This is a genomic window from Aliiglaciecola sp. LCG003 (genome assembly GCF_030316135.1).
Taxonomy (GTDB): domain Bacteria; phylum Pseudomonadota; class Gammaproteobacteria; order Enterobacterales; family Alteromonadaceae; genus Aliiglaciecola.
The window spans coordinates 197,159-218,409 of sequence record NZ_CP128185.1; the positions used below are offsets into that span (position 1 = coordinate 197,159).

Sequence of the window (21,251 nt, forward strand, 5' to 3'; positions counted from 1 at the left end):
CATGATTGCCAAAATAATATATTGGTCGGTGGGGAATCGCTTTTTGGTGCTGTTCTCTAGCTTGTTCTTAGTCGCGCTGGGAATATTTTCAATCCGTAACACGCCGGTTGATGCTATTCCTGATTTGTCCGATGTGCAGGTGATAGTTAAAACTAGTTATGCGGGTCAGTCGCCTCAGGTCGTTCAGGATCAAGTCACCTTCCCAATAACCACCGCTATGCTATCGGTGCCTGGGGCTAAAACAGTCAGGGGCTTTTCCTTTTTTGGAGATTCCTATGTCTACATTATTTTTGAAGACAATACGGATCTATATTGGGCCCGCAGTCGAGTGCTCGAATATTTGTCACAAGTCGGTCCGCGCCTGCCCAGTGCCGCTAAACCTCAGCTGGGGCCGGATGCAACTGGTGTGGGTTGGGTTTACCTTTATGCCTTAGTGGATCGCACCGGTCAACATGACATCAGCCAATTACGCTCTATTCAAGACTGGTTCTTAAAATTCGAATTACAAACCGTGCCCGGAATCGCTGAGATTGCTTCATTAGGCGGTATGGTGAAACAGTATCAGGTGACGGTGGATCCTAATAAGTTGCGGGCCTATGACATTCCCTTGAGCCATGTGCAAACTGCTATTCGCCGAGGCAATCAGGAGGTGGGAGCCTCTGTGGTTGAGATGGCAGAAGCGGAATATATGGTCACCAGTAGCGGCTATTTACGCAGTTTAGCTGACTTAGCTGCGATACCACTGGGTGTGAATAGTAAGGGAAATACCCTTAAATTAAGTGATGTAGCAGATATTCGATTCGGTCCCCAATTACGCCGTGGTATCGCTGAATTGAACGGCGAAGGCGAGGTTGTGGGCGGTATTGCGGTAATGCGATCTGGCGAAAATGCCCAGCAGACTATTGAAGGAATTAAAGCCAAGTTAGCAAGCTTGCAGGCGAGCTTACCTGCAGGCGTGGAGGTAGTGACGGTTTATGATCGCTCTGAGTTGATCGATAATGCGGTGCAAAACTTATGGTCAAAGTTGTTCGAAGAGCTTGTCATAGTGGCCCTTGTTTGCGCCTTGTTTTTGTTTCATTTGCGCTCAGCGGTGGTTGCATTAGTCAGTTTGCCTATCGGTATTCTTATCTCGTTTATTATCATGCATTGGCAAGGGATTAACGCGAATATTATGTCCTTAGGCGGCATAGCCATTGCTATTGGTGCCATGACCGATGGGGCCATCGTAATGATTGAAAACCTGCATAAGCATATGGAGAAAACCCCGCTAACCGATGATAATCGCTGGCAAATTGTTGGCAAAGCCGCAGCAGAGGTGGGACCGGCGTTATTTTTTAGTTTAATGATTATTACTGTCAGCTTTATGCCTGTCTTTATTTTAGAGGCACAAGAAGGGCGTATGTTTGCCCCTTTGGCCTATACAAAAACCTACGCGATGGCGGCGTCAGCGGGGTTGGCCATTACGCTTATTCCGGTATTAATGGGCTATTTCATCCGTGGCAAGATTATCAGCGAGCAGAAAAACCCGCTTAATCGCCTACTCATTGCCGCGTACCGACCATTACTAAATAAGGTCTTACACTTTCCAAAATTGACCTTATTGCTAGCATTGGTGGTAGGTGCGATTGGGTTCTATCCGTTACCCAAGCTGGGAACCGAGTTTATTCCTCCTCTTGACGAGGGAGACTTGATGTATATGCCTACCACTTATGCCGGTCTATCTGTTGGTAAGGCAAGGCAGTTGCTACAGCAAACTGATAAGTTGATTGCCAGCATTCCCGAGGTTGAGACGGTTTTTGGCAAGATAGGGCGAGCAGATACCGCCACCGATCCTGCGCCTTTAACCATGATTGAAACCTTCATTCATTTCAAACCACGGGATCAGTGGCGTGAAGGCATGACCAGCGAAAAATTGCGCCAAGAGCTTGATAAAGCCGTGAATTTCCCCGGCCTCACGAACGCCTGGGTCATGCCGATTAAAACCCGTATAGATATGCTGGCCACGGGCATTAAAACGCCGGTAGGTATTAAGGTGGCAGGTACAGATTTGAAGGTCATTCAGCGTATCGGCCAAGATATCGAGACCATTTTGTCGGACATGCAAGGCACAGCATCCGTTTATTCGGAACGCTCTGCCGCAGGTCGCTATATCAAAGTTGATATCGACCGACAAAAAGCTTCTCGCTACGGCTTGAATATTGATGATGTACAGCAAATTGTCGCCAGTGCAGTGGGCGGCATGAATATTACCGAAACCGTTGAAGGTCTTGAGCGTTATCCGGTCAACCTGCGTTACCCTCAATCCTATCGAGACTCACCAGAATCATTGCAGGTCTTACCGATAGTGACGCCAAGCGGTCAACAAATAGCCCTTGCCGATGTTGCCAATATCTATATTGAGGAGGGGCCGGCAGGGATAAAAAGTGAAAATGCGCGGGTCAACGGTTGGACTTATATTGATATAGAAGATATTGATATAGGCAATTATATCGACAAAGCCAATAGTCTATTGAATCAGCAACTAGCGCTACCGGCGGGCTATAGCCTGAAATGGGCTGGGCAATATGAATATATGCAACGGGCAAAAGCCAAGCTTAGCTACGTGATACCGCTAACCTTAGCGATTATTTTACTGCTGCTGTATCTCAATTTCCGCAGCTTAGCTGAGGTTGCTATTATTATGGGCACCTTGCCATTAGCTATGATTGGCGGCATCTGGTTGTTGTACCTGCAAGGTTTTAACTTGTCTGTAGCGGTCGGGGTCGGCTTCATCGCCTTAGCAGGGGTGGCAGTTGAGATAGGTGTGATCATGTTGGTCTATCTCAATCAAGCCTACCAGCAATTAATAGATGAACACCGCACGCACAATACTCGTCCGTCGATTGATGAGCTACGCCATGCCGTTATGCAAGGAGCTGGTTTACGGGTTCGCCCTGTGATCATGACAGTTGCGACTGTCATGATAGGGCTATTACCGGTTTTATACGGCTCAGGTACTGGCTCAGAGGTCATGAGCCGAATTGCCGCCCCTATGGTTGGGGGTATGGCCAGTGCATTGATTTTATCCTTAATCGTGGTGCCGGTTGTGTATTTACTGTGGCGCAAGGCGCAGCTTAGAGGTTTGTTTAACTATTAAGGATTGTCATTCGAGAATCTTCATTCTGATGCTGGCCCCGATAGGGCTAGCACCAGAATATGATTAGAATGCTTATTCTTTAGATGAGACGATTACAGGTGCTTTCTGCCAATAACCTTGACTACCTAACTTGGTCCAAGCCCACTTAGTCCAGCTAACTAAGGCGAAACTCAACCAAATCACCCATGCCAACATTAGGCCTTTATAGAACCAAATCGGCGCGGTAAAGATGGATACCTCTGGCAACAGTCCTGTGCTTTTATCCGCAAACCAGATTAACTGATAGCTTGAAGACATATTGCCTTCAATACCCATGCTTGGAGTGCCCAGTAAGCTAATGGGAACAACTGCAATAAGAGACAGTATGGTGATCACGGATAGGAAATATAAGCCCATTTGAGCCGCATTATAGCTAGAGGTCTTCATCTTATTAGAACGATATGTGCTGGCAGTGATGGCGGCAAACCAAGCCGCAACCAGCATCAAAATCGCCCAGTTGTTTAAACTTAAGCCTAAGCCCAGAATAATCCAGCTTAACCATGATAATGGCGAGAAAGATAAACGGGATAACAGCACTGCAATGAGGATAAACACCAAAAGTTCACCCCAATATAAAATAGCTGGGCCAAGTGTTGGGCCATCAGCCCAGAGTATCCAACGCTGCTTATTCATCTTAACGACCGTATTGATATTGCTCACCGGCGCATTAAGATTAAATTGCGGTGAGGAAAACATCAGTCCGGGAGTTTGATCCGAGCGCATCGAAATGATCACACTATGTTCACCAGGTGATATGGGCAAGGTAAGAGCATTATTAGCGGGTTGTAGATTGACTATTTGGTTATCCACTTTGACTTGTTTGAGCTGATAATTGGCCGGCAAATCTATACTGTGTTCTCCACCACGGGTACTGCGATATTGCATCTCCAGTTCTAATGTCGCGGTACGGGTGCCTTGTTCAACCGTTAGGTCTGCTGCGTCAATAGCTAATACTTGTCCTTTTACTGCAGCAGGGCGAATACTATTCATTATCAAGGTTTCACCAGGATAAGGTGTGAAATGATAAGAATAATAATCCACTGGATCCTGTTGTTGCAGGATAATAGGCACGCCACTCAATTCACTATGCCAAGCAGGACTAACCATAACGGCCCATTCTTCTATGACGGATGGATCTGTGTCTGCGGTCAAGGTTATTTCCGGCTGCCGTTGCAAAGTTGAACGCCAATTGGTTTTCTGTTCCCCTGCGGCAATGGTTACTGAAACTCGATTATCCGTAACCGACATATTAGAGGTTGTAACGAATTCCCCTGGCAAAATGGGTATTTGCACGGTAATAGATCCATTGGCAGGTGCAATACGTTCAACTTGCGTGTCTATACGCCAAATCTGGTCGATTGAAATGCGCCGGGTAACTTTGACTATGGGTTTAGCCAAGTAGCGAGAAACTTGTTGATTATCCTCAGAAGCTTGCGGCTCAGTGGCGATAAACGCTAAAGAGTTGCCTGTAAGGCGATGTTGCTGCACGCCGATAATTTGCCAATCTTTACTCGCAGAGAGTTCGATTCGCTTAGGTATCTGGTTAAATTGCAGTTGCAACTCATCAATGCTGGCAAGTTGACCGATGACGTTTAAGTTAGATATCCCCTTTGGGATGGCCACATAAATCCAGCCATCTTTTTTGTACATGCTGGATAACTCTTTTTGCTCGAGGGTTAACTTTTCCGGCCGCCAAAACTCAGAGCGCGGCAAAGCGATGATAGCGTCTACACTGGCATGCACTTCGAAATCCAAGTTTAAGGTTTTACCAGAGGTGATAACAGTCAATTGATTAATTGATGAACACTGGGGAGCACATGGTGGTGGCTGCAAGACGCGGTTGCGTAACTCATTAAGTAGCTCTTGATTAGGCAAGTCACTAGCGCTGCTTTCTGGCACGTATCCTGGGAATAAAAATACTAGCCCAATTACCATCGCCGCGGTACGCATAGGTAAGCGACTAGCCACAGCATGTAAGCTTTGTTTAACTAACAGGTATAGCCAAGCGATGAGCAGCACTATGCCAATACTCTTCAGCACGCGGTTAGTGTTCTTATCCAGAATGATTATTTCAAACTGTTGCTCGCTGGCTACTGGGCTGGACCAGTTGATAAAATATTGCTTCCATTGCCAATTAGGTATCCCAGAACCGGCTTGCATCAGCGCATCAGATTGATAGCGTTCCATAAGTAAGTCTTTGTCACGAAGTCGGCTACCTGTTACCACAATTTTTTCGACTGGAGAGCTTGATTTGTAGGCTTCATCGTCTGGTAGCATGTTAAAAACGTCCGGCCTGGCGTTAAAATTTTCTATCAGTGTAGCGCTGTTATTTCGCTCTAGTTGCGGATGTAAAACATTGCGCAATTGACTGGCCACAAAAAACAATATACATCCCAACGCGATGGCTACGCTCAAGCGCCAGTAGAACAGAACGATACTTTTTATCGCAGCGAAATTAAGGTGTTTGCGCATCCCATGGGCTAGTAGCAGGTTTAACATAGCAACGATAGGCGCACTAGGTTGTTGATAGATAAGGATCAGGGTTAGAGCGGTAAGAATGCCGGCTTGAATGCTGACTAAGCGTCCTGCCACTATGCTGGCGAGCAATACAATGAAGCTACTCCAAATGGACCAATTGCTCAGCCAGCTTTGAGATACTCTGTCTGCGCCCATTACGGCAAATAACTCATGGCCAGGGGGAAGGTTAAGGCGAATGGAAACCTTATCAAAATCTTGTGACCACCCGCTAATGGGCAAGCTGCTTTGGGCAGCAAGCATGCCTCGCGCCTCGATATCCACTTCGGGATAACGGGTTTCAATTCCTGACTCATTGGTGGCGGTGGTCGTGATCAGAATCGCACCATCATTATCCTGTGCCGATTCAAGTTGAAAAGGCGAACTCATACTTAAGCGCCAATCCTTGATCATGCTACCACTGAGTTGGTCGACAAAGTTGAAGCTTTGATTGTCAAATGACAACCATAAATCCCGCTCCAGACTGAGTTTGTTTTCCAATTGCAATGGCATGCCTCGATGTTGGATATCGTAGCTGAGTGTGTCACCTACATTCATCAGGTAACTTGGAAGCTGATACCACTGAGCGGGGAGAGTTGCTTGCTCGCTATCAATCATGGTTGCGCCACTAAGTTTACCTAATCGAATTTTCTCATCGGCTTGGAATAGCCAAATCTCTTGAGGCGGCCAATGATGACTTACTGCTGGCCGCTGCCACTGCAAATGGGTTGCGCTGGCATAGGCAACAACCATTAACTGCCAATCACCAGGCTTTAATTTGGCATGTAGTAAGCCCTGCGAATCAATATAAACCGGAAATTCAGCATTGATCTCAATAAGCTCAAAGCCCTCAGGTAACACCTTACCTAGAATTACTTCGCGCATTTTTCCCGATACTGACAAATCCAAATAGGTTTCTAATTTAAGGAAAGCACCGTCTGTCAGTTTACGGGCCACGGACAACTCAACAGCATCTTGTTGCTGTTTATCCATTTCAATGTTTTGAAACCACAGCTCCCTATTCTCTATTTTAGGGAAGGCCACTTTTTGTTGTTCAACGGTTAAATTCACCAATGCTGTTTGTGCCGGAACTGAGATACTGTCTGGCAGTGATTTCCAGTTAAATTCGCCCGTTAGAGTGTAATTGCCAACTTTTAACTCAATGGCGGGGTAACCGTTGAAGTCAATCACTGCATAGAGCTGCTTGTTCACTTTGACATTTTGCGGCCAATTTATACTGTCGCCAGGTAAGGGCACAAAGGTCGGATCCAGGACTTGCCATTTTTGACTAAAGGTTGCGTTTTGACTGGCAATATCTAATTGCAACGCGCTGCTCCAGGCGCAGATATGATTATCCTGGTTATTATAGTCAGTTTGATTAATGGCTGGACATTGGCTTTTTTCATAGCCTTCAAGTACCCAAGGTATCCACGACTTTAATTCTGCGGGAATGGCAGTCTCGGCTAGGCTATTTAGGCTTGTAGCAAGCAGTAATAATGGGATCAGGATGGATTTTTTCATTGCCACAGTAGGTCCTTGTGAGCGGTTAGATATCAGTGTGCCAGTAGCGGCGAAAAGATCAACAAATACTCATAACGAAGCAGTTGATAAAAAGGGTTAAATTTGAAAGGAATCGTTCACAAAAAAGCCCGCGAGATTTTGATTCCTGCGGGCTTAGTACTGTTTAACTAGTAACTAGAGCTCTGTACTTGTACTCGTTGATATAGTGTCGACGAGGCGATTTCCTTGTCGGTTACGGTTCCATCTTCCAATTGCTCTAAATGGTATTTTAAGGTCATCTAGAATCAGATACATGCTCGGGATTAAAATCAAAGTGACCAAGGTGGCATACAGCACGGCAAAACCAAGGGCAATAGCCATTGGAATTACGAAACGAGCTTGAAGGCTGGTTTCGAACATGATCGGTAGCACACCGGCAAAGGTCGTTATCGAGGTTAAGGTAATCGCCCTAAAGCGGGCACAGCCTGCATCTAGTACAGCCTGCTTAATTGGCATGCCCATTTTTCGCTGTTGATTGACGTAGTCGGTCATCAACAAGGAGTCATTTATGACTACCCCTGCTGCGGCAATTAATCCAAATGTTGACATCATGCTGATATCGACATTAAAAAAGAAATGGCCCCAGATTGCACCGGTGAAACTAAAGGGAATAACTAACAAAATCATGAAGGGTTGCATATAACTCTTCAGTGGTACAGCTAACAAGATATACATCATGATCAAGCCTGCAACGAAAAACATCATCTGTTCATTCTGTTGCGATTGTTGCTCTTCTATCGCACCACCCAATTCCGTTTTCACAGCAGGGAACAGCTCTTTAAGTTTGGGCAGAAGTGTCTCTTCAATGGTGTTTACCACTTCATTGGGCTCTACCACTTCCTGATCGATTGCACCCCAAACATATACGCTTCTGTAACCGCCTTCCCGGCGTATGTAGCTGATGCCTGGTTTTTCTTCCAGTGACACCACATCACCTAACAATACTTCTTTGCCGGCAGGTGTGGTCACGACAGCATATTTTAATTCGGCAAAACGCTCTCTGGTAAGTTTAGGGTAGCGAACCATTACCCGGACTTCTTCGCCGTTACGAATAACCCGCTGGGCTTCGCCGCCATAGAAACTAGCACCAACCTGATTGGCGATAGTGGCTAAATCTAGACCTAAATCGTAAGCCACTGGCAGTAAGGTCATCTGAATTTCTTTGCTGGCTGGGTCAATAGTTGAGCTGACGTCGTATAAGCCCTTTTCATATTGCAGCATTTCAATAAACTGTCTGCCTGCCGCGTTTAAGGTTTCAATATCAGGCCCAAACAATAAGAATCCGAAATCTCCGTCGTCGCCGCCGCCATTAACGTCATCCCTTACGGTAAATGACTTCATTCCAGGAATTTCAGGAATGGCTTTGCGCCAGCGCCGGGCTAGTTCGAAGGTATCAAAAGGTCGATCTTCTTCGTCAACGAGAGGAATAACCAAGCGACCTTGTGTGCGTCCCTGATTAAAGACCAACATATCTTTAATCATGCCAGTGCCGTATTCATCGATGATTTGTTGCTCAACACGATTGACGGTACTTTCGATGGTTTGCAGCGCAGTAATGGTGGCCGTATCAGAGACATTTTCATTCATCTCAATACGAATGTCTGGGAAGTCGTGGGGCACTTTAGGCGCTGGCACCATACGCACATGATTAGCCATGATCAAACCTATGCTGATCATTAACATGGCGATAAAGCCTGCTAACACTAACCAGCGGAAATTAGTGCATTTGTCGATAAAGTTCCGATATGGACCGTTCACAAATCCAAAGAAGCGAGTATTAAAGCGGTCTCGCCAACTACCTGGTTTCACTGGTTTAAAGTTTGTATGTGCTAAATGGGCAGGAAGGATGAGTTTTGATTCAACTAAACTGAATATAAGACACAATATCACCACTGTGGCGATATTATAGAAAAATGCCCCGTCGGGTCCACTGGATTGGGTGAAGGGGGCAAATACCGCAATGGTCGTTAATACCCCGAAGGTGGCAGGTATCGCGACGCGTTTTGCACCCCTGACCACGTTTTCGACACCGCCGCCGTATTTTTCCACTTCGGTATAGGCGCTTTCTCCTATAACAATTGCATCATCCACCACTATCCCTAGCACCATAATGAATGCAAACAGTGACAGGATATTAATGCTGATACCAAACATGCTCATGGTCATAACCGCACCTAAGAAACACACTGGCAGGCCGACCATTACCCATAGCGCTAATCGGAAGCGCAAAAACAATGACAACATGAAGGCAACTAGAATCGACCCTTGAAATAGGTTCTTCAACATCATATCTAAGCGCGCATTCAGATAGAAAGTCATATCGATTAATATCTTCAACTCTAAGCCTTCAGGCAAGGTTTTGTTGCGTGCTTCAATAAAGGCTTTTACGGATTCTGCGACCGGCACCATATTTTGATCTTTGGTGGCATTAACCGACATAAAGATTGCATTTTTACCGCTATATTTGAAATAACGCTCACCTTCAGTTAAACCATCTTTAATAATGGCTACATCTTCAAGCAGCACTTTTGCTCCGTTGTCACCAATCTTTATAGGAATTCGGCGAAATTCGTCGCCACTATAGGATTGATTTTCAACTCTGACTGAAATTATGCCTGACTCAGTTCGTAACTGACCCGCTGAAAAGTTTGCGGAATGACGGCGAATCGCCGTGGTAACGTCACTCAAGGTTAGATTATATTTACGCAGCTCACCGGGTTGTATTTCAATCGCAATTTCATCGTCAGGTGCATCCAAACCAACCAAAGATACATTGTTCATGTGCAATAATTCATCTTCGATTTTTTTAGCTAAGGTTTTCAATTCTGACAATGGCACATCGCCTACCAAGGACATTTCGATAACGTCTTGATTAAACTCAACTTGTGAAATTGTAACTGGCTCCATTTCAGCAGGGAAGGTGGCTATACTGTCAACTCTTAACTTAATTTTGTCTAATACGTCAGTTAGGTTTTCATCGGTTTTAATTTCAAGGGTGACACGGCCACTATTGCGGTATGCACGAGACCAACTTTTCTTGATTTCGGTGACATCTTTTAGGGCCTCTTCCACCTTGATTAAAATGCCTTCTTCGATTTCTTGTGGCGAAGCACCCCGGTAGCTGGCTTCAATATTGATATAGTTAATCTCAATATTGGGGAACATTTGACGCTGGATGGTGAAGTAGCTAATTACGCCCATGATGATAATGAAAACCATCAATAAATTAGCCGCCACTGAATTATTGGCAAAATAGGCAATCAGGCCAGTTTGTTTTTCTTCATTAGTCATACTGTGTCTGCCTAAGATTCAGGTTGCTGGGCAACTAGATCATTGTCTTTGGCATCTGAAGAAAGTCTTACTTCCATGCCTTTTTGCGGATATTCAGGAACAGTTAAAACTACTCTGTCACTATTGTTTAATCCACTACTAACAATGAAAAAAGCACCTTCTTCACGGATGATTTCTACCGGTTTAGCTTGTAATTTATTGTCTTGGTCAACCACCCATACTTTACGATTGGTGACTAGTTGCTGTGGCAGGCGATAGACATTCTGCAGGGTTTGACCGGAGATATTAACTTCAACATAACTACCGTATTTGAGCGCAGGCAAATTGCTATTGAGACCATAAGGGTCGTCTACCCGAACAACTAGTTGGCTCATTCTGGTGCTTTTATCAATGATGCCAATGTCTCTAGAAATATAACCTACGCGACTAAAGGTTTTAACCCCTTTATTAATAACAATGGCTTCTTGCTTTTGTAACGATGCGGGTAAGAAGGCACTGTCAAAACCGGCTATAGGGAAGAGTATTTCCGCCGTTTCGATATTATTGATTACGCCGACAGCAGTGCCGCGATTGACGTATTCTCCCAAGCCGATGTCTCTAGCAATGACTAACGCATCATAAGGTGCTTTGACTTCGCAATTACGCAGATCCCGCTGGGCAATTTTTAGTTTGGATTCTGCCGATTTAACCGAAGCGGAAGCGCTAAGCATTTGTGGTTTTCTCAGGTAAAGATCGCTTACCTGATTGGCAGAGAGGTTACTTGCTTCACGTTTAGCCACTTCGCCACGTGCTTGTTCTTCAATTAACGCTGCTTTGGCTTGGGATAATTCTGCTTCCGCTTGCAGCAAAGCCGCTTCGTAAGCATCTTTTTCAATACTGAAAAGTACATCTCCTCGTTGAACCAAACCCCCAGCGACAAATTTTTCGTTCCAATGGGTGACTTGACCTGATACCTGAGCGGATAGATTGGTCGTTTCTAATGGTGCAACCTCACCAAAGCTATGAATTAACACCTGGTAATCCATTGACTCGGCCGTTTCAACCGTAACTACAGGCCGCGTGTCGACTACCTGCTTATCCTTATCTTCTTCTGCCGTCGCTTTAACTAGAAACATGCCACCGAAGCCTAGGCCAATGACAACAAAAAAAAGTAGAGCTTTTATCCAAGGGTTATTCATAGTGATTCACTTGTCTTCCATTTTCCTGCGCTAGGATACCTAATTTTAGCGATTAAGCGATCCTAGCAAATTGTAACTAATCATTATCTTCTAAATGTAACGTTTACCAGCGGGAACATCTCAAGGTGACTTAGTTTAAAACAATATATGTTTGCGCATATGTGTCTGAAGTCTTTTAAGCATCGAGGCACGTTTCAATTTATTAATAAGCAGTTTACGTACCAATAACAAATATTGTGCAATGCTACCTTGAATCGTCATTTAAATGAAGAATTAAACCTCTGTTTTCACGTGATTTTTTAATGGTTTATGTGGACAGAAATAAGATTAAAATCCTAAATCGCTAGGAACTTGAGGCAAATAAAGGTTAAGTTAGATGCTACAAAGTGGGCCAATTGACAAAATTCTGTCACCCTAGACCATACAGACTTGCGCTCCCGCAGTCAGGTACATAAGCAATATTTAACATCAGGAGAGAGTTCAAGGTGAAAATTTTTAGTTTATTTGCGGTTTTTTTACTGAGCTTTAACTGTAATGCCCAACAAAAATTTGAATATGGCCCTGTGTTTAGCCAATATGGCAAACATGTAAAGGTTCACACTAACCCGCTAGTAAATAAAGACAGCCACTTTAAAGTTGTTTTCGATGTGGCTGAAATCAGCGGTGAAAACGTCATCAATCGTCGCTTTGATAGTCTCGCTCGATTCATTAATATGCATGTGGCCAACGGTGTTCCACTAGAAAATATAGATTTAGCATTAGTAGTACACGGTAAGGCTGGTGTAGATTTATTGAATCATGCTGCATATAAGGCTCGCTTTGGTCAACAAAACCCAAATGGGGATCTAATTGAAAAATTGTTAGCCAATAGAGTGAAAATATTTCTGTGTGGTCAATCTGCGGCCTACCAAGGAATTGCAAACGAACAATTGATCACTGAGGTGCAAATGGCTTTATCTGCTATGACAGCCAATGCGCTGCTTAGTCAGCAAGGCTATACTCATAATCCATTTTAAGCTTTGCTATTTCCTTTGCTCAAAATAGCATATAATGGCGGCTCGAAGCGGCTTCACTATGTCACCAGCATTTTAATATTTCATTTTAGTAAAGTAGTACCTGCGTGAGCGATTTTATTAGTAAACATAAATGGCAGATTCAAGCCATTTTGACAGCATTATTTTTCCTTTTTTTAAACCTGATTCTAGGTGTCATTGTCGTACCTCATAGTCATCTTCATGAGATTCAATACCGAGATATTGGCGCAGCACTGGCGCTTCCTACAATTGGTGCATTTTGCTTTGTTGTTTTGCCCTTGGTTGTCGATAAAGCACGTCTGGCATTTCTCCAAACGGCCCTGGAAACCCGGTCCTGTCAAGACATAGCGATACAGTACTCACGTGAAGCCGCCGCTCTGCCGAAAAAGTATCTGCTGGTAAGTTTTGGATTAGCATCAATGATGATGTTTTGTTATTTCTATACAGAAGGACTGTTTTATGTGGATGAGTTGGGCTTTGAGCTCAATGTGATACGTTTTCCACTGGTCGTCCAAGCGTTATTTATGTGGACTTCAATCATACTCAGTTTAATTTGCATATATAAAATTACACGACTCATCGATAGCTTTGTAGAACATCATCTTAAAGTTGAGCTATTTCGTGCCGACGAATTATTCCCTATTGCCAATACGGTGTTTTGGAATGCGCTATTCTTTTCTTTTGCCGTGGCCTTGGCTCCTTTATTTTGGCTGGGTGGAACCCCTGGATTCAAAGATTTTATTATCGCTATGACCTTACTATTTCTAATGATTAATTTGATATTCTATCCGCTGCTAAGAGTTAGACATATCATCAAAAAAAAGAAAATGGAGGTAGTGCGCGACTATCGACACAGTGGCAGTAGTTATTCACAGCAGTGGCTAGATAGTTCGTCTTTCATGGCGAACTTTACCGCCCCGAGTCCCAATCGGATAAAATTATCCGCTTTGGGTGGAGAAATTGTTAAAGCTGACCAATGGTCGGAAAATTTACATCTGACAATTCGTTTTTGTTTTTTGTTGCTTATTCCGACGCTTTCTTGGGTGGGCAGTTCGATACTTAGCGCCATAATTGAGATTTTACAGGGATCTTAATTTTGAAAAACCTATGTTGTTGATGTATTCCACCAAACAGTAATTGTTGGTGCTAGTAACATGCTGAACTTAAGGCGCTAGCATAGGTCTGTAGTAAACTGCTTAGCTAAAATACATCAAAGCTCGGTGTGTTAGAGACAGAAATATGCCACTCGTCAAACTACTCGTTTTTACCTTAATGTCAGTTTTGATCAGCGCATGCACAAGTGTGCCTATTTATAGCATGTATAAGTTGGCCAAACTTGATCCTTTGACGGCCAACCCCGAGCACATTCGTATTGCCATCCGCACCCATGAAGGGGTGGTAATCAACAAGGGTGATGTCAAAATGGAGCTTGGCTACCAAGCCGATGATGACAGTCTGATCATTGCAGATATCTATCTGGTAGAAGTAAGTCAGAACCCAGTGTTGAGTAAAGCTTTATTCGCTGGGCTGCAACAAAATGAGAAAATTACGCTGTTAAATCTGAGCTCCGATGATGCGCAACAAATGCGTAACGTGCAGAAGCTAGTATCACAACATCAGGCGTAAAATCAGCGGGGACAGGGGCGCTTTGGCGTGGGAGTAGAAAACAGTTGCATAGCAAGATCACTTCCTCAAGATGAATTGCTACTGGATATTTTTATCCAAACAAATCCAGACGAGAACTTCTTTGTGTTGTTCGAAGATATGGATCTATATGAAAAACTCCCAGACGGTGCGACTCAATGGCCACTTTGTGATGAGCTACCAGTTGTTAAAGGTACCCATGTAACTGGCGATGCGGGATAAATTTGTTTAACCTAGGTAATTAAATTTTTTGGGGAAGCACTATGCGTAAGTTAGCCATCCTATCCACCGACGATTTGGAAGACTTCTTTGTTTATGACCACTTAGCTTATGAACCACTCAAACAAGCTGGTTGGGAAGTTGAAGAGGTGTCATGGCACGCTAAAGATGTTGACTGGGAGCAATTTGAAGTCGTGGTGATCCGCAGCACTTGGGATTATCAATCCTATTGCAGTGAATTTGTCGCGGTTCTTGAAAAAATTAATGCTGGCAGTGCCAAACTGGAGAACAGCCTAAATCTAGTCAAATGGAATATCAGTAAAAACTACTTGTTGGAGCTAGAGCAGAAGGGAATTGATATAGTCCCCACCCTATGGTGCCAATCTTTTGATTACCCTCAAATCAAAAGTGCATTTGCCCATTTTAATTGTGCTGAGATAGTAATTAAACCTTGGGTAAGTGCCAATGCCGACCATACTTTCAGATTGACACCGCAAGATGTTGAAGAACAGCTGGAAGGGTTGGAACAAGTATTTGGTGAGCGAGAATATATGCTGCAACCATTCTTGAGAAATGTAGTCCGCGAGGGGGAGTATTCGTTATTTTACTTTGCTGGTGAATACAGCCATAGCATTTTAAAAATCCCCAAACGTAATGACTTCCGCGTTCAAGAGGAGCACGGTGGACAAATGCGCAGTATCGAGGCTTCAGAGGAGTTATTGGCCGCTGGACAAGCTATAATGTTGGCTTTGCCTGAGCAGCCTTTGTACGCTCGAATCGATTTGGTCGCTTTTCAGGGACGATATGTTTTAATGGAAGCCGAACTCATTGAGCCTTCGCTATATTTCAATATGGATGATGAGTCTGCTAACCGTTTCGCCAATGCTTTTATCAATCGATACGGAAAAGGCTAACCTTGGTTCGAAAGCATACTAGTATATAGGCCGTTTTGTTTTACCATGCGGGTTGAAATCGATGTATTGAAACGCAGCACGCCTGGTATACGACTTAATTCCACTCTGAGTAATTTATCAAAATCGTTAATGTCTTTGGCCAATATTTCCAAAACATAATCGAACTCGCCGGTAACCGCATGGCAAGAGCGCACAAAATTATGGGCGATTATCGCTTGCTCAAATTTTTGGTACTGCTCAAAATCAATCACCACATGCACTAAAGCCCTCACACTTAAACCCAATGCGCAGGGATCAATTTGTGCGGCAAAGCCTGTAATAATATTGGCCTGTTGTAAATGCTTTACCCGGTTCCAACAGGGCGTTTTGCTGAGTCCAATGGACTCTCCCAGCGCGGCATACGAAAGGCGTGCATCTTGCTCGAGTTTGGAAATGATGTGCTTATCTTTATCGTCCATTTTCACTAACGTTCTTATTATTTGTTGACTGGCAAAACAATGTACCTTTTTGTTCCGAATATCAACAGTAAAAAGGACAATGTTCAAGTCCGCTTTAGTTACACTGGCAGCCCGATTATTTCTTTGGAAAGCTTATGTACCGCAGCAAATACTCTAGCCTATTAGAAAACCCAGAAATACTGGATTATGGCGCCTATCTTCAATGTGATTCGTTGTTAAAGTGTCAAAAACCCCTGGATACCTTGTGTAATGGTGATGAACTTCAGTTTCAAATTGTCCATCAGGTAGAAGAACTCTGGATGAAGCTGATGGTTTATACTTTGATTGATGTGCTTGAGTATATGCAACAGGAACAGAGTCATCGGGTAATAACCTTGATGAAGCGTGTGCATATGCTGCAAAAAATGATGATCGAACAAATGGATTTGTTAGAGACAATGTCGCCCAAAGAGTATCAGCAAATACGTCTACAATTAGGCAATGGAAGTGGGCAAGAATCTCCCGGTTTTAGGATCTTATTGAAAATTCCGAGCGATTTGTGGAGCGTATTTAGTCAGCATTATGTGCAAGGTAGAGATAGCTCAATCGAAGCGATTTATGATAGCCAATATAAACATGATGACAGCTATGTTATAGCTGAATCTTTGGTCGAATTTGACGAGCTGTTACAAAAATTCCGCTTGCAACATATGTTGCTCATTCAACGCTCCATCGGTATGGACTCGCGTTCTCTCAAAGGTAGACCTGTAGAGATGCTCAAGTCGGGTGCAAAACATCAATTTTTCCCTGAGCTATGGCAAATCAGGAATCAAATGACAGATACGTGGGGGCAATCCTATGGGAAAGTTCGAGATTCGCTACTTGATGATAAGCAGGCTGAAGCTAAATGAGTTATAACGACCGCTTTGATATGCCAGACAAGCCTTACTTTTTGAGTCATTCTGTGGGCTGTCTGAGCAAAGCTTCGCAGTGTAGTTTGGCGGAAAACTTTCTAAATCCATGGAAAAAGTCAGGAGGGGAAGCCTGGCATCCTTGGATGACGGTTATCAAAGACTTCAATGAGGCCTTAGCACTATTATTTAATGCTAAGGCTGCTGACTTTTGTCCTCAGACCAATCTCTCTAGTGGCTTCAGCAAGTTTTTACTGTCAATGCCCGCACCCTCACCCAAACGCAACAAAGTATTAATGCATCATGATGCCTTTCCGTCTATGGGGTTTGTGGTCAAAGGACTGCAGGCTATGGGTTTAGAGTTGCTATTGATCGATTCCAAATACAGTGCCGATGATATTAAAAGCTGGGAGCAGCATATCGACAGTCAGATACTATGTGCGCTGGTAACCCATGTGCACTCTAATACTGGCATAGTGTCTCCGGTGGAGGATATTGTTAAATTGTGTCGCCAGTTTGACGTGCTGGCTGCAGTGGATATAGCGCAGTCCGCTGGTGTGATAAATATTGATCTTACTCAATGGTCTGCCGATGTTGTGTTTGGTTCATGTGTTAAATGGTTATGCGGTGGTCCGGGCGCGGGATTTATGTGGATCAATCCTGATTTAATTGGGCAGCTTAATCCAGTAGATGTGGGTTGGTTCTCCCACCAAAACCCATTTGAGATGGATATCGAGCATTTACAGTATGCTGATAATGCTAGTCGCTTCTGGGGAGGCACACCAAGTATTGCACCCTATGCATTGGCGTTAGGCGGAGTGAAAACAATTTTGGATATTGGCGTAGAGCAGGTATATGCCCATAACCGTCAGTTGTTATCAGGACTAGTCGAAGTCATTCAACCGCACCTAATATCAGCAATTAATTTGGCTAACATCGGTGGAACTCTGTGTGCCCAATTGTCAGACAAAAAGCTGCAGCAAGTGTGTCAAAATCTAGATCATATGCAGTGCTTTTATGATCAGCGTGGTCAAACTATTCGGCTATCTTTTCATATATATAACAGCGAACAAGATATGGCGGTTGTAGCGCAAGCATTCGGTTAGCGCTGAATTAATGGTTAACCGTAGTGTATTGTGCGTCAATATTAGTCATATATTCATCCATTCTGCCTTGTTGGCGACTGGTCAAGGGAAGAGATTCAAGCAAGCCTTTGCTTTTGTCTAAGTACAGAATGTGTTCTTCACTGAGCTGGGTTTCATCGACCAATTTGGCCAGCACTTTTAAGATGCTTAGGGCAATATTCGGATTGTTGGGTGACAAGGTGAATGTTTGAATCAACAGGTTGAATGCGGCATCGTAGCGTTTACTTTTATAATGATTTGATGCCATTTCACCTAGCTCTTTGGGTGAGTAATGAATGTCTTTTCGCTCTTGCGATTCCTGCTCAAGATACTCATTGATTACTTGTCCTAAAAATGAGTCTCCTTCTATCTGCTGCTTAATCGTATCCAGCAGTTTCAGTGCATCTTCCCAGTAGCCCATTTCGTGAAATGCTTTAACTTTATCTAAGTTGTCTTCGATTGAAGCTGTGGGAGTTAAATTTATATTTTCTTTGAGTAAAGTTTCAGCCGATTTCTTGTCATTTTTCAAATTGAACATGCGGGCTGAAATAACCACTAGTTTGTCTTTAAAGTCTTTGTTAGCCCCGTGTTCATTGACAAATAAATTAATGTCTCGCTCAGTCTTCAAAATAAGTTTGTTGGCTTCTTCACCATTTAAAGAGGCCGCCAAGTCGATAGCCGAACGAATAACATTCAGGGTTAGATCGGGGGAGTCGTGGATAGAATTTTTGGCAAATTTGGCCATATTCATGGTCGCCGTATATTGGCCTTTTTTATCATGATTAAGTCTGGCTAGATTCCATGATTTCTTATTTCGGTCGATATTACGAGGAGCAAGTTGGGTGGCTTGTTGGATAATTTCGTAGCCTTTGGCGTAATCTTCTTTGGCAATATAATATTCTGCTAAAATATCGAATGTAGTAAAGCGGGTATCGTCACGGTCGAGTAACTCTGCTGTGAGCTCTTCGGCTTCAGCTAATTTTTCCTGCTTGAGCAGGGCGCGCGCGATACTGACTTTTACCCAGCCATAGTTATATTGGGTTGCGAGGTTTTTGTAGAATGTCTCGGCTTGTGAATATTCCATTAATAGCATTAAACAATTACCAATCATGCGATTAATTTGCGGATGATAAGCACTCAATTCTTGGCCTTTTAACTGACGTTCTGCGTAATAGATAGCAGTTGTATATTCACCTTGATCCATACAATAGCTCAGTTTGTATAGTTTTTGTTTTATATTGAACAGGTAATTAAAGCGTTTTTCAATTCGTTTACGATCTAAAGGTTTCACCCAAAAGTCGCTTGGCTGCAATTCAACAACACAGTTCACCAACGTCATGGACGTGTCAGCACTTAGAAAGATAACTAAAGTTGTTTTAGAGATATAGCCTTTAAGTTTCATCTCCTCCAGTAAGTTAAAGCCGTCTTTATCGCTACGTATATCAAAAGAAATCAAAACAACGTCAAACTTGGTTTGTTCACACAACGTCAGCGCATAATAGGCGTTTTCGGCGCTTTTAAACTTGCGCACTCCCAAATCGACTAAGGCTGATTGAATGGTGTCATGGACTAAGGTTTGTCCATCGATAACAAGTACATTGAGTTCGTCTCGAGACGCTTGCGGTGGGATTGCTAACACGAAATATATTCCATTATGGTTGGTAGCTGGCAGATGACGAATAAATAAAGGTTGTTACTCTGGAACCGTCTGCCAGCGATATCATTGCCCAAGATGACAATATTTTCAAGCTCCTTCCTTGGAGTAAACTGGTTTATCTCTCCTTTTGCTGCCTGGGTGTATGCCGTTGGTTGTTCGCCGGACTGCGTTGGGGCGAAGAGGATTTGCTATGGCTAATGGTTGAGCGTACTCGCGATGGTGGACGAATTTGCTGAGTCGGGGCAGTCGTTTTTTGCTGCCTCATGTAAGTTTTTGGTTGATTATCGGTCTGGACGGCGGTGGTTTTTTGCTTTATCGGTTGCACGGCATGCGCTTTAGGGGGCGAAATAACATTATTGCGACTTTCTGCACTTACCTGACGGCGCTTATCAATTTGCTGAATATTTGTATCTGTTTGTCTCGACTCACGTTGCTTCGCTGTTACCTCTGCACGCTGATGCTTGACTCTTTGCTCGCTGAAGCGTTGCTTTGATGCTGCATCAGTGCGCTGCTGGACTCTGTGTTCACCAAGGCGTTGCTTGGTTCTTTTGGCGTCTAGTTGGCTGTTTTGCGCTTTTAGATTGCGAGTTCTGCTTACCACCTTGTCCGTTTGCACTTTGTTACGCACGTTTTGGCTATCACGGAAGCCTTCTCGTCTATATACAGTCTTAGGAGTGTGCTGGTTGTAACGCACCCCTCGTCTATGTTGTGGATCATGTTGCCAGCGTTGGTATTCATGACTTTTAACCCGCTTTATGCCATCTTCAATGCGCCCAGGACGTCGCGGATAATAATGACTTACTACGGTATATCGGTTACGCCACTGAAAACCGCCATAAAATACGCTATGCCGAACATAAACACGGGGGCTCCAATATAGGCCTGCATGCCAATAATAATGAGTTGGTCTATGCCAGTAGTAGGGAGGATAGTCATGCCACCCCCAGTTACCATATACGACCCGGGTGTCATAGTATGGAATATAGATGACTTCTCTATTTACCGGCTCGATAATGATATCGTCATCCTGTTCGACCACTTCAATATATTTACTGTTGCTCAATGTTCCCTGGGCATAAGCCTTTTGTCGCAAGGTTTGAATACTGGCTAATACTTGTTCTTCATTGACTAAAAAAGCATCCCCAAGATCCTGTAGCCAATTTAAATCATCAGTGATTTGCTGTAACAAGTCGTTAAATGGCACTAGTGCTTTTACACTTGGATCCCAATCTTGTTCTTCCACTGCTTGTAAGGCACTTTCCTCATCTAAATCGAGGTTGTCTGCGCGCCATCGCGCTGCCTGAATCACTTCCAAAGGATAAGTGGAGGCTACCAAGATGTGCGATAAAACCGAGTCTGGATACAATGCGATGGGTGCTAATAGCTGATCAAGCTCTGCTTGATTTAGACTATAAGGTGTCTGCGTTTCTTCTGTGGCACGATTTTGCTGGTCAGAAACTGGTTCAACGGATATCACATTGTTCGCTTGTTTAGCTTGGGCCAAGTTTGCAGCCAATGGACCCGTCAGTCCCATCACACATAAGTACATTAATAACTTTTTGCTTTGCATGGCAATCTCCTCATTACATAACG

The 21,251-nt window shown here is 43.8% G+C and carries 14 protein-coding genes; 8 read left to right on the forward strand and 6 right to left on the reverse strand.

Going from position 1 to position 21,251, the window contains the following annotated elements; genetic code table 11:
• Position 1: 1 nt before the first annotated feature.
• Positions 2-3,136, forward strand: a complete 3,135-nt coding sequence (locus QR722_RS00850; RefSeq protein ID WP_286284873.1) for an efflux RND transporter permease subunit — start codon at positions 2-4, stop codon at positions 3,134-3,136.
• 72 nt (positions 3,137-3,208) lie between these two features.
• On the opposite strand, the gene QR722_RS00855 is transcribed toward QR722_RS00850, so the two are convergent.
• The 3 genes from QR722_RS00855 to QR722_RS00865 all read right to left on the reverse strand — a co-directional run bounded on the left by QR722_RS00855 (position 3,209) and on the right by QR722_RS00865 (position 11,718).
• Positions 3,209-7,210: a hypothetical protein gene (locus QR722_RS00855; RefSeq protein ID WP_286284874.1), complete on the reverse strand. Its 4,002-nt coding sequence runs from the start codon at positions 7,208-7,210 to the stop codon at positions 3,209-3,211.
• 174 nt (positions 7,211-7,384) lie between these two features.
• Complete coding sequence (locus tag QR722_RS00860) at positions 7,385-10,540, reverse strand: efflux RND transporter permease subunit (protein WP_286284875.1); 3,156 nt, start codon at positions 10,538-10,540, stop codon at positions 7,385-7,387.
• Positions 10,541-10,551: 11 nt separating this feature from the next.
• The gene (locus QR722_RS00865) at positions 10,552-11,718 is read right to left on the reverse strand and encodes an efflux RND transporter periplasmic adaptor subunit (protein ID WP_286284876.1); all 1,167 of its coding nucleotides are present in this window, start codon (positions 11,716-11,718) and stop codon (positions 10,552-10,554) included.
• A 485-nt stretch (positions 11,719-12,203) separates the two neighbouring features.
• Here QR722_RS00865 and QR722_RS00870 point away from each other — a divergent pair, with 485 nt between their 5' ends.
• The 5 genes from QR722_RS00870 (at position 12,204) to QR722_RS00890 (ending at position 15,529) form a co-directional block, all read left to right on the forward strand.
• A complete protein-coding gene (locus tag QR722_RS00870) occupies positions 12,204-12,734 on the forward strand; it encodes a DsrE family protein (protein ID WP_286284877.1) in 531 nt (176 codons plus the stop codon).
• Positions 12,735-12,838: 104 nt separating this feature from the next.
• Positions 12,839-13,846, forward strand: a complete 1,008-nt coding sequence (locus QR722_RS00875; protein WP_286284878.1) for a hypothetical protein — start codon at positions 12,839-12,841, stop codon at positions 13,844-13,846.
• A gap of 145 nt (positions 13,847-13,991) precedes the next feature.
• A complete protein-coding gene (locus QR722_RS00880) occupies positions 13,992-14,378 on the forward strand; it encodes a hypothetical protein (RefSeq protein WP_286284879.1) in 387 nt (128 codons plus the stop codon).
• 27 nt (positions 14,379-14,405) lie between these two features.
• Positions 14,406-14,618, forward strand: a complete 213-nt coding sequence (locus tag QR722_RS00885) for a hypothetical protein (RefSeq protein ID WP_286284880.1) — start codon at positions 14,406-14,408, stop codon at positions 14,616-14,618.
• Between the two features lie 41 nt (positions 14,619-14,659).
• Positions 14,660-15,529 (forward strand): ATP-grasp domain-containing protein, encoded by an 870-nt coding sequence (locus QR722_RS00890; RefSeq protein ID WP_286284881.1) that lies wholly within the window; start codon positions 14,660-14,662, stop codon positions 15,527-15,529.
• Here the strand turns inward: QR722_RS00890 and QR722_RS00895 are convergent.
• A complete protein-coding gene (locus tag QR722_RS00895; RefSeq protein WP_286284882.1) occupies positions 15,526-15,987 on the reverse strand; it encodes an Lrp/AsnC family transcriptional regulator in 462 nt (153 codons plus the stop codon). The two genes, QR722_RS00890 and QR722_RS00895, sit on opposite strands and share 4 nt — an antisense overlap.
• A gap of 134 nt (positions 15,988-16,121) precedes the next feature.
• Here QR722_RS00895 and QR722_RS00900 point away from each other — a divergent pair, with 134 nt between their 5' ends.
• Entirely contained in the window at positions 16,122-16,877 is a 756-nt protein-coding gene (locus tag QR722_RS00900) for a tryptophan 2,3-dioxygenase family protein (protein ID WP_286284883.1), read from the forward strand.
• Entirely contained in the window at positions 16,874-17,983 is a 1,110-nt protein-coding gene (locus QR722_RS00905; RefSeq protein WP_286284884.1) for an aminotransferase class V-fold PLP-dependent enzyme, read from the forward strand. Before QR722_RS00900 ends, QR722_RS00905 begins: the two co-directional genes overlap by 4 nt.
• A gap of 7 nt (positions 17,984-17,990) precedes the next feature.
• Here QR722_RS00905 and QR722_RS00910 read toward each other — a convergent pair whose 3' ends face one another.
• Positions 17,991-19,640 carry a response regulator gene (locus QR722_RS00910; protein WP_286284885.1) on the reverse strand — a complete coding sequence of 550 codons (1,650 nt, stop codon included), beginning with the start codon at positions 19,638-19,640 and terminating at the stop codon, positions 17,991-17,993.
• A 133-nt stretch (positions 19,641-19,773) separates the two neighbouring features.
• Positions 19,774-21,228 carry a DUF3300 domain-containing protein gene (locus QR722_RS00915; protein ID WP_286284886.1) on the reverse strand — a complete coding sequence of 485 codons (1,455 nt, stop codon included), beginning with the start codon at positions 21,226-21,228 and terminating at the stop codon, positions 19,774-19,776.
• Positions 21,229-21,251: the final 23 nt, after the last annotated feature.